The following is a 14,441-nucleotide window of genomic DNA, read 5'->3' as shown; positions in this document are numbered from 1 at the left end:
GATGACCAAGATTTCTCCACGCTCCGACCTGCTCATGCTTGTGCTGTTTACAGCTGCAATCCTAACAATGCCGATCTGGCTGGCACCGATTGGTGCCGGGTACCCAGACCTTTTGCAGAAGTTCGCGATTTTCGGCCTGTTTGCTCTGGGCTTCAACCTGCTGTTTGGCCTGACTGGCTATCTCAGCTTTGGTCATGCAGCTTTTCTGGGCATCGGGTCTTACGCCGCGGTCTGGAGCTTCAAACTGCTGGGAATGAACCCTATTCCAGCACTGCTCTTTTCCGTGGTGTTTTCCAGCCTGTTTGCGGTAGCCATTGGGTATATCTCGCTGCGCCGGTCAGGCATTTACTTTTCCATTCTGACGCTGGCGTTTGCGCAGATGAGCTATAATCTGGCGTACTCTGTACTAACCCCAATCACCAATGGTGAGACTGGCTTGCGGGTGCTGCAATCTGACCCACGGTTGTTTGACAGCACTTCAGAAGCGTCCGGTCCGCTTATCTCCAATCTGTTTGGGATTGAGATGACCGGGTACTCGGGTTTCTACTTTTGTGCTGTTTTGCTCATCATCGGGTTTTATATTTCACAACGCATTTTCCGCAGCCCATTCGGGATGATGCTGCGTGCTGTGAAATCCAACCAGAACCGCATGAGCTATACCGGCCTCAATACACGACCTTACACGCTTGCTGCTTTCATCATTTCCGGCACGTTTGCTGGTGTTGCAGGTAGCCTGCTGGCCGTGACGGATCCACTTGCGGGTGCTGAACGCATGCAGTGGACGGCATCTGGTGAGGTGGTTTTGATGACCATCCTTGGTGGTGCCGGCACTCTGCTTGGACCGATCCTAGGTGCAGGTCTCATCAAGTACTTCGAGAACATCTTCTCTGCGTATAACGAGCAGACACTGCATGCCATTTTCTCCTTCCTGCCTGATTTCATGGAGGGAGCAGTGGTGAGCCTTGCAAGCTTGTTTGTGGGCGAAGGCTGGCATTTGACGCTTGGTTTATTGTTCATGGTGATCGTGATCTTCCTGCCGGGCGGCATCATGGAAGGCTTCAACCGGATTACCAAGCTGTTCCGCAGGAGACCTTCGCGTGTTGGCAAGAGAACAGGTCATTCGCATTCTCCAGCATCAGCCAATGCAGCGGAATAGAGAGAGGCAACCATGGAAATTCTTAGTGTTAAGGGCGTGAACAAGCGCTTTGGTGGCCTGAAAGCTCTCGATGACGTGAACCTTTCCATCGAGCAAGGGCATGTGCATGCCATCATCGGGCCAAACGGGGCGGGCAAATCCACATTGCTCAATTGCTTTGTAGGGCGCCTGATCCCTGATACGGGCTCTGTGACCTTTCTGGGTAAGGATCTCATTGGCGCTAAGCCGCATGAGATCAATCAGGCAGGTGTTTCCCGCGTGTTTCAGACACCGGAGATCTTTGGTGATCTGACCTTGCAGGAAAACGTGATGATCCCAACGCTGGCCAAGCGAGATGGGGCATTCACCATGAACGCCTGGGCTCGTGTGGATGGTCAGGGCGAGATACGCGACAAAGCCATGCATATGCTTGAGGATGTTGGGCTTGCAGATAAGAAAGACATGACCGCAGACTCTCTTTCACGAGGTGACAAGCGGCGTCTGGAGCTGGCGATGTGTCTGGTTCAGGATCCAAAACTGTTGCTTTTGGATGAGCCGACAGCGGGCATGTCTCGTGCTGACACCAACAACACCATTGATCTGCTGAAGCGTATTGGTGAGCGCGGCATCACCAAGATTGTTATCGAGCATGACATGCATGTGGTGTTCTCTCTTGCCAGCAAGATCAGCGTTTTGGCGCAGGGTACTGTGATTGCTGAAGGGCAGCCGGAAGACATCAAGGGCGATCCACGCGTTCAGGAAGCTTATCTGGGAGGGGCGCACGTATGACCATTCTCGAAGATCAATTCAAAGGCGCGACTGCGCCGGGTGTTACGCCTGTGCGCTCCAAGGGTGGTGCTCCGGCTTACTTTTCAGCTTGGGACCTGCACGCCTACTATGGTGAAAGTTATATTGTTCAGGGTGTTAGCTTTGATATTCGCGAAGGTGAGATCCTTGCGTTGCTGGGACGAAATGGGGCTGGGAAGACGTCCACCCTTCGCGCTATTGCCCGCGCCAGTGACCCGCAGCTGACACATGGTGAGATCTGGCTGGACCATAAGCCTATTCATGCGATGCCAAACTATTTGGCAGCCCAGAACGGGATCCAACTGGTGCAGGAAGATCGCCGGATCATTCCGGGGCTAACCGTGGAGGAAAACCTTCAACTGGCGCAGATTTCGGAACCGCATGGGTGGTCGATTGAGCGTCTCTACGATCACTTCCCACGTCTTGCCGAGCGTGCCAAGCAGGAGGCGGTGACCATGTCTGGTGGTGAACAGCAGATGCTGGCTGTGGCCCGTGCGTTGGCTCGCGACGTGAAGCTGCTGTTGCTGGATGAGCCGTATGAAGGCCTCGCGCCGGTGATCGTTCAGGAGATTGAGCGCATTCTTGAGAACGTGAAAGAACTGGGCATCACGACGATTATCGTGGAGCAGAACGCTGTGGCTGCCCTGCACCTTGCGGATCGTGCGGTTATTCTGGACATGGGCGAAGTGGTGTTTGATGGCACCGCGCAAGAGGTGCTGGACAACGAAGAGCTACGGCAAACCTATCTAGCTATCTGACGATTTTGTTGGAGCGTCAGCTCCGCAAAAGCAGGTTGCGTTATTTCTGAGTCTGCAACTTGCTTTATTTTGCAGGGTGTTTCCGGGCATTTTTCAGCATGCTTGGAGATCCCGATCAAGTTCCCCCAAGGGCTATTGTCCCTTTACCTGAACCAGAGGATTCGTTCCTCTGGTCTTTTTCTTTTTGGGCGCATCTTTTCTCACAGGGTATCCAGGAATTGCTGATAGCTCAGTGGAGCTTGGCGTACAGGTTCATGCCCCTGAAAACGATCTTGCCAGAAACTCAGGTAGAGACTGGAGAAGTCAAAGGTTCCTGCCAGAATTTGTTGTTTCTCCTCAAGCAGACGTTCACTGGTCAGCTCAACCCAATCATCCAGAACCACGACTGGCAAGTTTTTGAACAGCGGGTTCAGGCTGGAGGATTTGACGATGGGAATCGCTCCAAGAAACAAGGCTTCCCATGTGCGGTGGCAGTCCATTCCGTCCCCAAAAGGACTGATCGTGAAGAGGAATTGCGCGTTCTTACGCCATGACTGTTCGCGAGGAAGGTGCTCATTTTCGAAATAGGCGGTGGAATCATCAACCACATCAATCACCTCTGCCCTGTCTCCACGATGGGCTGCATGGTGCCAGTTGCAATAGCCTCGGACTTCTCGAGCCTCCAACGGTGCGGCATCGGTAGCTACGACTCGCAGGCACTCTTCCTGCTCAAGCGGTGTCTGGAAGTCCCCCCAAGCGTGAGAATTGCGGGCTGTCATGGTGTGGTAATCCAAACCGATGGGCAGGTTGAAGACTTTTTCGTGCTCGATTGCCAAGTTCTGCGCATACCACGCAACCAGCAGCGGATGGGAGAGCAGGTTCTTCAGATCGAGTGAGGACAGCGTGTTTGGCAGGGTCGTATCCGGTCCAACGGGCAGATCACTGTCACCGCTGAGCAGGACGAATGGCTGGCGAATGTGCAGCAGTTTGGTTTGGACGAAATGCGGCAGGGCATCAGTGGTGATGTAAAGCGTAGCACCTTCATGGTGATGCTCCAGCAAGTCATCATCGAGATCAGGGACTGAGGACTTCAGCTTCTGGTTCCGGCTTTGGCAAGCTTTGGCGAGGCCTCTGCTGGAGATAAACTTGCAGTGATTTTCCTCTCTGTCTCGCGGCATCCACTGATAGGATTTGTATTGCAGCAATGAAAAGACCAACCAACCCTCCTGCGCTTTCCGATATCTAAGCGTGCACTGTTGTTTAGCGCCACTCTGAAATCTTTCCCACCATTTCCAGAGAACTCCCTAACCCCTTAGAGCTTGGTGCGTATTCTTGCACAGATACCGCGGCCAGTTTTGGGGAATACGTTATAGAGTTGAATGGAATTTGAGAGATCCCATTGGTGCAGGATTACCATGATTTGCCAAAGTGCATGCAGGATGGCACGGGCAGGGTAAAATCCGCGACAAGGCTGATCAGCCGAGGATGTTACTGAAAGAAGGCCCATAGATGCGCTTCCTGTCCCAGCGCGATGAGGAACAGTCTCCTAAAAAAACCAAATCACGGCTTGAGGTGAGCTACGGCAATATCCCACGCCATCGCACGCAATTGCATCAGCGGCTTCTCGATCTTGGTTTGCCAACCCAGCCTGTTATTCGTGAGGTGCTGGATTGTGCGCAGTATTACTCCCTCAAAGCCCACGAGGATTTGCTGGTGCAAGGGCAAAGCGCAGATCGGTTTTTCATCATTCTTGAAGGGGATCTGGAAGTCATCAAAGAAGATCAGGACGGGGCAGATACTGTTCTTGGTCACCTGAAAGCGGGTGATGTGGCGGGAGAACTGGCCTATATTCGTGCCCATGTCGGACCGCAAAGTTACATCGCAAGTGTTCGGGCCAAACGGGATACGGTTGTCGCCTCGCTAAGCTGGAACAGATACGGCACTCTGCCGACCTCGACTGAAACCAACTCCATGCTGTTTCGCTATTTTGCCCGGCAGGCGGCGCATCAACTGGAACAAAGCAGTTCCCGAGTACTGGAAGAGATCAAGATCCGGTCACGACGTTTGCAGGCCTATGCGGTTTTGCTGGTGGCGAACATGATCGCCATGTCGTCATTTGCGTTGTTCATCAGCCTCTACAAAAATACGTTTGATGATTACGGCTACGGCTTTATTGCGATGACGGTTTACAGCTTGAGCCTGAACTTCATTCTTGCGGCAATTCTGTTTTACATCATGAAAAACCTTTATTTGCCGCCACGCATCTTCGGGCTTGAATTCAGCCATCTCCCGAGCCAGTTCGGTTATGGGGTGGTGATGACTGTTCCGATCATTCTCGTGATGGCAGTGACCCGGTACATTGTGCATCCTTCAGAAGAGTCGTTTTCCTTCTACTTTCTCACGCATCAGGTACAAGGACCGTTTATGGGATGGCCTGAGGTTGCCTTTGCGGTTTTCTATGCGCTGGTGATGTGCCCTATTCAGCAGTTCATTGTTCGGTGTGGCATGCAGGTTCCGGTGACTGCGGCCTTGGGGCCGCATAAGCTCTCCTCTGTGTTCTGGGGCAATTTTGCAGCTTCTGTTGCCTTTTCTATCATCCACCTGCCCTATTCCAAACTGGCGGTTTTACTGACGTTTATGGTGAGTTTTTATTGGGGGGTGATGTTCCAGCATCGCCGGTCATGGGTGGCGGTTTCCACCAGCCACGCGATTGCCGGGCTTGCGGCATTTTACTGGTTCGCCTTGCTGCGTGTTGCATAACAAAAAAGGCGCCAGAGGCGCCTTTTTCATTGTCATCAGGATCATTTTCAGATCAATTTTCAGATGGTTTGTCTTCCTTGGCATCAATGGCCAGTTCACCACCAGATCCTCTTGCCGCACGGCCTTCCTCGATGGTCCAACCAGCCTTTTCGCGCATCCATTGGAAGCTGACGTAAAGGGTCGGGATGAGGAAGATACCAATGGTAGCTGAGAACAGCATGCCTGCCAGCACCGGCACACCCACCGCAACCATAGCTCCAGCACCAGGGCCGGATGCGATGACCAACGGTACAAGACCGGCGGAGAAGGCAAGTGATGTCATCATCACCGGGCGGAAGCGCAAACGAGCACCTTCAATTGCGGACTCGTAGATCCCCATGCCATCAATGCGTTTTTCGAGTGAAAACTCGTTCATCAGGATCGCATTTTTACCCGCCAGCGCAATCAGAATGACCATACCAATCTGCGCATACAGATCGAACGCCAGACCGAAGATCCAGAGGCTCAACAAGGCACCTGCCAAGGCAGGAGCGACCGAAAGCAGAACGGGAATGGGTGTGTTCCAACTTTCATAAAGCGCCACAAGGAACAGATAGGCAAACAGGAAGGCTAGCCCCAGTACCAGTGCAGTTTGCCCCGCAGCTTCTTTCTGTTCCAGTGCCAGCCCCGTCCATTCATAGGCGTAGCCTTTTGGCAGTGCTTTGGCCGCTACCCCATCCATCGCCGTCAAAGCTTCACCCAAGCCTGCACCCGGGGCTGCATTGCCGTTGAACGCGACTGCGCGGTAGTTGTTGTAGCGCGTGATGGTGTTTGCCCCACGCGACAGCTCAGTCTGCACGACGGAGGACAGTTCAACCATCTCACCTGTGTCTGAACGGACAAAGATGGAGCCGATGTCTTCAACACCAGAGCGATACTTCTGCTCTGCCTGCAGGCGAACGGTCCATGTGCGACCGTAGAGGTTGAAGTCGTTGATGTAATAACCGCCCAGCGTGGCTTGCAATGCGTTGTAAACACTTGCCACATTCAGGCCAAGCACCTGAGCACGCTCACGATCCAGCTTCACATTCAATTGTGGGGTGTTTGCATTGAAGGTGGTGAAGAAGGAAGCGATATCAGGCGCTTCATTGGCTGCTACAATCAAGGAGCGGGAAATTTGCGCAAGAACCGTTGGATCCTGACCTTCCAGTGCCTCCATGATGAACTCAAAGCCACCTACCGTGCCGAGACCATCGATTGCAGCTGGGTTGACCGGGAAGAAGGTTGCTTCCGGAATGCCTGCCAAAGCTCCGTATGTTCTATAAACGAAGGCGAAAGAAGACAGTTCACGTGATGGACGTTCCTCATAATCCTTGAGTTTGACGAAGAAAACGCCTGCGTTTGGTGATGAGCCGCCACCTGCCAACAGGTCGAGCCCGATGATCATTGTGTTGGAGTTGACTGCCGGGTCTTTGCGGATGATATCGTCGGCTTTGCGCATGACCGCTTCAGTTCGGTTGCGAGACGCACCCGGAGGCAAATTGACCAGCACCATGGCGTAGCCTTTGTCTTCATCCGGGACAAAGCCATCTGGGGTGTTGGAAACAACCAGGAAACCAAAGAGCGCGAAACCCACCACTACAGGCAGCGAAAGCAGCGACATTTTTGCGATGCGCTTAATTAGACCAGCATAACCATGGCCGACGTCATCAATCTTTTTGGAAACCTTGGCCATGACGCCTGTCAGGTCTTCTGATTTCATCAAGATAGCGCAAAGAGCAGGAGACAGTGACAACGCGTTGATTGTGGAGATCACCATTGCCGCGGAAATGGAGACCGCGAACTCTCTAAAGAGCACACCGGATGAGCCTGGCAGGAAGGCCACAGGTACGAACACAGAGAGCAGCACCAGCGTGGTTGCCAGCACAGGGGCAGCGATTTCTCCAACTGCTTTTGACGTTGCCTGAGCAGGTGTGAGATCGGGGTGCTCATGCATAATGCGTTCAACGTTCTCAACCACGATGATCGCATCATCCACTACAATGCCGATGGCAAGCACCAAGGCCAGCAGTGAGATGGTGTTGGCCGTGTACCCCATCATGAAGGCCACCGCGACAGCGCCAATGATGGATACCGGAACAGCAATCAGCGGAATGAGGGTTGCGCGGAATTTGCCAAGGAAGACGTAGACCACAATGGTCACAAGCACGAAAGCTTCCAGCAGTGTGTGGATCACCTTCGAAATCATCTCATTCACGAAGAGTGAGGTATCGAAGATGGAGATGTATGTGAGGTCTTCCGGGAAGCGCTCCGCCAGATACGCGATACGCTCGTTGACCGCTTCTGACACAGCCACAGCGTTTGCGCCCGGGGACAGGTAAATCCCCACCATCGCTGTTGGTTGCTGGTTGTATTCTGCTAATATGTCATAGGAGGCGCTGCTGAGTTCTACGCGGGCGACATTTCTCAGGTGAACAACAGACCCATCAGGATTTGCACGCAGAACGATGTTCTGGAACTCTTCAACCGTGTTCAAACGGCCTTTCGCCGTGACGGTGAGCTGGAGCTGCTGATCAGCGGCCAGAGGAGCTGCACCGATACGACCGACAGCAGCTTGTTTGTTTTGTGATTGGACCGCAGAGATTACGTCTTCTGCTGTCAGGTTGAGGGCTCTGAGTTTGACCGGATCCAGCCAGATGCGCATGGAGTAATCCTGCGCGCCAAACACGCTGGCGTCACCCACACCTGGAATACGCTTCAGTTCGTCTACGATGTTGATGGTGACGTAGTTGGAAATGAAGAGGCCATCATGTGTCTCATCTGGCGAATAGAAGGAAATCGCTTGCAGGAGGTCACCGGCCTTTTTGGTGACGTTGACACCCTGATCCCGGACTTCCTGCGGAAGCTTGCTTTCAATGGTGCTTATTCGGTTCTGAACGTTCACCGCATTGATATCGGGGTCTGTTGTCAGATCGAAGTAGACTGTAAGCGAGTAGGTGCCATCACTGGAAGACGACGACTTCATATAGCGCATGCCGTCTACGCCGTTGACTGCCCCTTCAACAAGCTGGCCAACACTCTCTTCCACCGTCAGCGCATCCGCACCGATGTAAGTGGCGTTGACCTGCACGGTTGGGGGAGCAATGGTCGGGTATTGTGATACCGGAATTGAGTAAATCGAGATCGCACCGACCACGACTATGAGAATCGAAATCACCATCGCCAGCCGAGGCCGGCGAATAAACATGTCATAGATCATGGTTTATTGACCTGCCAGCTGTGCGTTGACTTTAATTCCGGGACGAACTTTCTGGATGCCGGATGTGATCACCAGATCACCTTTTTCAAGGCCACTTCCAACAATAACAAGGCCGTTGATCTGGTCGACAACGGCGATGCGCTGTTGCTCAACCACGTCTTCGTCATTCACCTTCAGCACATACGGGCCTTCCTGATCCAGCAGCAGTGCGGATTGAGAGACAACCAGAACTGGGGTGGCATCTTTGGCGTTGGCAACGACATCAACCAGCTGGTGGTCAAACAGCAAGTGATCAGGATTTTCAAAGATTGCATAAGCGGTGACGGTGTCTGTGCCCGGGTTGGCTTCTGCTTCAAGGAAGTCCAGCTTTCCGTTGTGCTGGTAGAACTTGCCATCTGACAGGCGGATTCGGATGAGTATGTTATTGGTGACGAAGTTGTTGGCGCGCTGAGATTGCAAGATCAGTGCTTGTGGAACCGGGAACGCCACGCGAATGGGGTTCAATGACGTGATGGTTGCCAGAGTTCCGCTGTTGGCATTGACGTAGGCACCTTCTTTAAAGGCAGCAGTTCCGATCTGACCATCCAGTGGAGCGCGGATTTCGGTATAGCTCAGATCCAACTCGGAGAGCTTCAGGTCTGCCTGACGCAGAGCCAGTGCGGCATTGGCCTCTTTCAGGTTCGCGCGGGCTGTGTCGAGTTCGGAAACTGAAATTGTATCCCGGTTGACGAGCTGCTCCTTGCGGTCAAAGTCAACTTTTGCCAAATCGACCTTTGCCTGAGCACTTTCCAGATTGGCTTGTGATTGCTCTACTGAGAACTCATAGGGCTCCTGCTGGATCACAAAGAGCAGGTCGCCTTGTTGAACTGTCTGGCCTTCTTTGAATTCCAGTGGCTCAAGAAAGCCACCGACACGGGCAATGAGCGCGACCTGACTGATTGCCTCGGTACGACCAGAGAAAACACGTTCTTCTTCAATAACTTCTTCGCGTGCAGGCTCAACAATAACACCTGGAGGGGGGGGAGTTTCCTGAGCGAAGACTGCCGAGGACATAATAAATGTGCCAAGAGACGCTCCCAGAAATGCGAGGGCGGCTTTGCGCGTTGATGAAAGCAGATTTCCATTCCGGCCGGCAGGGAATTCCATTTTGTTGTTCATTTTTTACTCTTACACATTGAGAATTGCTGGCAGCACTTGCCTAACATTACCCTAGGGAAGTAACTCAATCCTTGATAGCTTTGGGCACAGCTCGATCCTTCGCTGCCAAGGTCCCCTGGCAACGTGCAAATCAAGTCAGACTGAGAAGTGCATTTGTCCTCCCACTTTCGCGAGGGAAAGCCCGTGACTGGTGTCACAAAAAGCGGTTTCTGGAAATTTTTACCCCTTGTTTGCCTGTGCCAGGTGCACAAGCTGAGAGGTTTCTGTCCAGAATTGCTGGCGGATTTCTTTGCTCAGGATTTGCTTGTCCGGCGGGATTTTTGTTCCGCATTCATAGAACCCTCCGGTCTTGCCTGCAAAATCCGGAGAGAGCAGCATGTGCATAGCTGGTAAGGCCGCATAGGGGGCGGACTTGCCAACCAGCGAGCTTTTCATGCCAAGACAGAACCGTCTCATGGCGCTGTACCCCTGCATTTGTTTGGTCAGCACAAGGCCGGGACCTAACGCGTTGATGCAGATGTCTGTGTTCTTCAACTGTTCAGCCAGTTCCATCAAGAAGAGCAGATTACAGTTGGTGTGTGCTGTTCTGCGATCCCAGCTGTCGAGTGTGCAATCAGGATCATTGAGCGCACTCGTGTCTGGTCGTTCGAACTTCGTGGCCGGACTGGCGAAAGAGACAATCCTTGGCGCATGTTGCTGCTTGAGGAGAGGTGTGAGTTTGTTCAGCAGCTGAAACCTGCTGAGGTAGATGACCGCAAACCCGGCCTCAATCCCCTCTCCTGTGATACCGCGAAACCCCGGCGTTTCGGCAGCGCAGAGGACGATACGGCTGAGGTCCGGCAGCTTTTGCGAGATCTCGTCGGCGAGACGATCCACCTCTGAGATGAGGGAGAGGTCTGCGACAAAGCCACGGTGGGAGCGATGGGGGCCGGCGTCGCCAACATCCTTGAGGACGGCGCTCACTTTCTCCTTAGAACGCCCCACAATGACGAGGGTTTGGCCAGCATCAGCCAGACGGATCGCAAGCGCTCTGCCGATGCCATCCGTCGCGCCCGTTACCAGACAGGTGTTGTTGGTTGCCCGCCATTCCTCCAAATACCCGGGAGGTGGTGGCACCGGAATGGCCTTGGCTTTCTTCATGCCAGAAGTAGAGCAGAAACCCTTTAATCAGTTGCAGAATTTTTCGATAAACTCACTGAGGGAAAGCGTAAGTTTTTTTGCGGGGTCAAGATAGCGCCGCTCACACGAAAGTTTATGCGTGACGAGCTTGAGTGACTTTGCAGAAGTGCCCACATTTGCTAGTAGATTTTATCTGGGCGCGCTATCGGTATTGAGGGATCTAATTTAATGCAGGAAGCAATAACCGATTTCAGGGGCGCTTTGCGACGTCTGTATTTCGGGCAGACCACTGCTGGACGTTCTTGGCGTATCGGCTTGCTGATGTTTGATGTGGTCACGATCCTCTACTTCGTGCTTTCTGCAACGCTTCCCCAGCTGGAAGGCTATCCGCGGCTGGACTGGGCCATCGGGTTCATTCTGCTGATTGATTACGGGTTCCGTCTCACGATTACGCTTCGGCCCTTCAAAGCTGCGTTCGATAGCACGGCCATTGCAGATCTTATTGTGATCCTGTCTTTGTTTGCTGAAGCTCTTATCGAGAACCTTGGCTTCTTGCGCGTGATCCGCATGTTGCGGTTGCTGCGCTCCTACCATGTGGTGAAGGATTTACGAGAGACGTTCTCGTGGTTCAAAGAGCATGAAGAGATCATCAACTCAGCGATGAACCTGCTGGTCTTCGTGTTTATGGTGAGTGCGATTGTTTATGTGATTGAGGCGCACCTGAACCCGGACATCAACTCCTACATGGATGCGCTGTACTTTACCGTCACAACGCTGACGACGACTGGTTATGGCGACATCACCATGACGGATACGATGGGTCGCGGGATTACAATCGTCATCATGGTGTTTGGCGTGGCGCTGTTTTTGCGGCTGATCCAGACCATTTTCCGTCCGTCTAAAGTAAAATATGCCTGTCCTGATTGTGGCCTTAATCGTCACGATAATGACGCCGTTCACTGCAAGCATTGCGGCAATACTTTGCACATTCCCACGGAAGGGGAATGGCAGTAGGCCCTCTCGCGGTAAGCTGTAAATGACGGCATCAATTTTGAGAGTTAGACCGCCCTTGATGGGTATGTTAGCATAAACAAAATTAGTCTCGGTAATTCCTGGATTTATCCATGAATTTCAATAGGTTTAATCCGAGAGAGCAGCAAGAAGTGGAATGGGCATGAGCCTTCTTACAAGTGCGATTACGTTTGCTATCGTGGTTATTTCAGGGTTGGTTCCCCATGCAACAATGGCAGATGAAGCGACCTGTGGTGTGACTGCTCCCTGTGAAGTTGAGAGCGGTGAATACTATATTGCACTTCCGGATTCTCCTGCTAATAATGAACAGATTGGTGCCATAATCTACCTACACGGGTGGAAGGGCGAAGCTGATCGCGCCATCCAGAATAAAGCTCTTCGCAGTCTTGCAAACGAGCTTGGAGTTGCCCTTATTGTCCCGCAGGGCATCGGCGGTTCCTGGTCCTTTCCCGGCTCTCCAAGTCAGGATCGTGACGAGTTTAAATTTTTTGATGAGATGCTGAGTGATGTCTCCGATCGTTTCCCAATCGACCGCAAAAAAATTCTACTCTCAGGCTTTTCAATGGGGGGGTCCATGGTTTGGAATCTGGCCTGTTACAAGGGCGAGAACTATGCCGGTTTCGCACCGATTGCCGGTGCCTTTTGGGATCCGATCCCAGCAACCTGTCCTTCTCCGCTGACCTACTTTTATCACACCCACGGCGTTGAAGATAAAACCGTTCCGATGGTGGGCCGCGCTATTGGCGCGAACTGGCATCAGGCCGATGTGTTTGACAGTCTGGATGTCTGGAAGCGGCAAGCTGGTCTTTATGACACTAAGCCGACATCCATCAGCGCTGGTGAGTTGCAGTGTGATGTGTGGTCTGCCAAAGGCGAGAAGCTGGAGCTTTGCCTGCATGATGGAGGCCACTCCATGAAGGCCAACTGGATCCGGCGTGCATGGCTTGATCTTGCCAACACAAAGCACTGGTAAAACCCACAGGTTTATCACGGTAGAAACTTCAAATTTCACGGGTCATCACGATACTGTGTGATTTTTCAGATTGTTGTGGTGGGCCTTTTCTGAGTGCTCTAACGTCTCTCCAAAATCTGCTGGATTGCTGTACATGACATGGTCAGTCACCCTCCATTTGCGGTCAATCTTGCCTCAAAACCAATGGATTAGACGGTTTGAATTCTCTAGTAGACGGTGAACAGCACCAGTCCTCTACCACTAAAGGACCTTTGGATGGCCTTGTGGTGCTTGACCTTTCGCGCATTCTGGCAGGCCCAACCTGCACCCAGCTGCTGGGTGATATGGGCGCTGAAATCATCAAGATTGAACACCCAACACGCGGGGATGACACCCGCAAATGGGGGCCTCCCTTCCTGAAAGGCAAAGGCGGCGCGGATACTGGCGAAAGCGCGTATTATCTCAGTTCCAACCGCAACAAACATTCTCTCGGCATCGACATGCGTTCTGAAGAAGGCGTGGAGATGCTCAAAGAACTGGCGGCTACCGCTGACATCGTTATCGAGAATTTCAAGGTTGGTGACCTTGCCCGCAAGGGCCTCGGTTATGACGACCTGCGTGCGAAGAATGATCGGCTGATCTACTGCTCCATTACCGGTTTTGGCCAAACTGGCCCTTACTCACATCGGGCTGGCTATGATGCGCTGATTCAGGCCATGGGCGGGATCATGAGCATCACGGGGCATCCTGAGGAGGAAGGCGGCAGCCCAACCAAGATCGGTGTCGGCATTGCTGATGTGATGTGCGGGATGTATGCCTGCAACGCCATTTTGGCAGCTCTGCACCACCGCGAGAAAAGCGGTGAAGGTCAGCACATCGACATCTCCTTACTGGACTGTCAGGTGGCATGGCTGATCAACCAAGGCCTTTCCTATCTAACCGACGGTAACATCCCAAAACGGCTTGGCAATGCGCACCCAACCATCGTGCCTTATGAGACCTTCCCGGCCTCTGACAAGGACTTCATGGTGGCTGTTGGCAACGATGCGCAGTACCAGCGTTTCTGTGAGATTCTGGGGTGTCCTGAATTGAGCACTGATCCTCGCTTTGCAACCAACGCTGACCGCGTGCGCAATCGTGCTGAACTGGTGCCATTGCTGCGTCAGTTCACAATCAAACAGGGTGCGCAGCATTGGACGGATGAGCTTGAGGCTGTTGGTGTTCCCTGTGGTCCGGTGAATGATCTGGCTGGCGTGTTCAGCGATCCGCAGATTCTACATCGTGGTATGAAGATTTCTCTGCCACACAAGCAGTCTGATGATGGTCAAGTGAGCCTGATTGGCAACCCGATCAACTACAGCAAGACGCCAGTTACATACAGGAAAGCTCCGCCGACCCTTGGCGAAGACAGCATTGAAGTGCTGACCAAGTACCTGCAAAAAACCAAAGAAGAAATTGACGATCTCGCTGCTCGCGGTGTCGTGTCACTGGGAGATTCATAAA

11 protein-coding genes are annotated in these 14,441 nt (G+C 52.8%); 7 read left to right on the top strand and 4 right to left on the bottom strand.

The genetic code is table 11. From position 1 onward, the window contains the following. Position 1 precedes the first annotated feature (1 nt). From PsAD37_RS03895 to PsAD37_RS03885, 3 genes are read left to right on the top strand one after another with little or no spacing between them, the layout of a single operon-like run. Positions 2 to 1,156: a branched-chain amino acid ABC transporter permease gene (locus PsAD37_RS03895; protein ID WP_370446573.1), complete on the top strand. Its 1,155-nt coding sequence runs from the start codon at positions 2 to 4 to the stop codon at positions 1,154 to 1,156. 12 nt (positions 1,157 to 1,168) lie between these two features. Beyond that, positions 1,169 to 1,924 (top strand): ABC transporter ATP-binding protein, encoded by a 756-nt coding sequence (locus tag PsAD37_RS03890; RefSeq protein ID WP_063295022.1) that lies wholly within the window; start codon positions 1,169 to 1,171, stop codon positions 1,922 to 1,924. Further along, positions 1,921 to 2,700: an ABC transporter ATP-binding protein gene (locus PsAD37_RS03885; RefSeq protein WP_063295021.1), complete on the top strand. Its 780-nt coding sequence runs from the start codon at positions 1,921 to 1,923 to the stop codon at positions 2,698 to 2,700. Before PsAD37_RS03890 ends, PsAD37_RS03885 begins: the two co-directional genes overlap by 4 nt. Positions 2,701 to 2,900: 200 nt before the next feature. On the opposite strand, the gene PsAD37_RS03880 is transcribed toward PsAD37_RS03885, so the two are convergent. Then, positions 2,901 to 3,896, bottom strand: coding sequence for a hypothetical protein (locus tag PsAD37_RS03880; protein ID WP_208991674.1), 996 nt, complete (start codon positions 3,894 to 3,896; stop codon positions 2,901 to 2,903). 292 nt (positions 3,897 to 4,188) lie between these two features. On the opposite strand from PsAD37_RS03880, the gene PsAD37_RS03870 reads away from it, so the two are divergent. Further along, a complete protein-coding gene (locus PsAD37_RS03870; RefSeq protein WP_063295019.1) occupies positions 4,189 to 5,439 on the top strand; it encodes a cyclic nucleotide-binding domain-containing protein in 1,251 nt (416 codons plus the stop codon). Between the two features lie 52 nt (positions 5,440 to 5,491). On the opposite strand, the gene PsAD37_RS03865 is transcribed toward PsAD37_RS03870, so the two are convergent. The 3 genes from PsAD37_RS03865 to PsAD37_RS03855 form a co-directional block, all read right to left on the bottom strand. Further along, positions 5,492 to 8,677, bottom strand: coding sequence for an efflux RND transporter permease subunit (locus PsAD37_RS03865; protein WP_063295018.1), 3,186 nt, complete (start codon positions 8,675 to 8,677; stop codon positions 5,492 to 5,494). A 3-nt stretch (positions 8,678 to 8,680) separates the two neighbouring features. After that, positions 8,681 to 9,835, bottom strand: a complete 1,155-nt coding sequence (locus PsAD37_RS03860; RefSeq protein ID WP_208991673.1) for an efflux RND transporter periplasmic adaptor subunit — start codon at positions 9,833 to 9,835, stop codon at positions 8,681 to 8,683. A gap of 219 nt (positions 9,836 to 10,054) precedes the next feature. Continuing rightward, entirely contained in the window at positions 10,055 to 10,975 is a 921-nt protein-coding gene (locus tag PsAD37_RS03855) for an SDR family NAD(P)-dependent oxidoreductase (RefSeq protein ID WP_063295017.1), read from the bottom strand. A 207-nt stretch (positions 10,976 to 11,182) separates the two neighbouring features. Here PsAD37_RS03855 and PsAD37_RS03850 point away from each other — a divergent pair, with 207 nt between their 5' ends. From PsAD37_RS03850 to PsAD37_RS03840, 3 genes are all read left to right on the top strand, one after another. Beyond that, complete coding sequence (locus tag PsAD37_RS03850) at positions 11,183 to 11,968, top strand: potassium channel family protein (RefSeq protein ID WP_063295016.1); 786 nt, start codon at positions 11,183 to 11,185, stop codon at positions 11,966 to 11,968. A gap of 160 nt (positions 11,969 to 12,128) precedes the next feature. Further along, positions 12,129 to 12,959, top strand: a complete 831-nt coding sequence (locus PsAD37_RS03845) for a PHB depolymerase family esterase (protein ID WP_208991672.1) — start codon at positions 12,129 to 12,131, stop codon at positions 12,957 to 12,959. A gap of 197 nt (positions 12,960 to 13,156) precedes the next feature. Continuing rightward, positions 13,157 to 14,440: a CaiB/BaiF CoA-transferase family protein gene (locus tag PsAD37_RS03840; RefSeq protein WP_063295014.1), complete on the top strand. Its 1,284-nt coding sequence runs from the start codon at positions 13,157 to 13,159 to the stop codon at positions 14,438 to 14,440. The last annotated feature ends 1 nt before the right edge of the window (position 14,441 follow it).

It is taken from the genome of Pseudovibrio sp. Ad37, assembly GCF_001623075.1.
In the GTDB taxonomy this organism is placed as follows: Bacteria; Pseudomonadota; Alphaproteobacteria; order Rhizobiales; family Stappiaceae; genus Pseudovibrio.
Note: the sequence above shows the minus strand (reverse complement) of the source record. Positions and strands in the feature narration are given on the sequence as shown.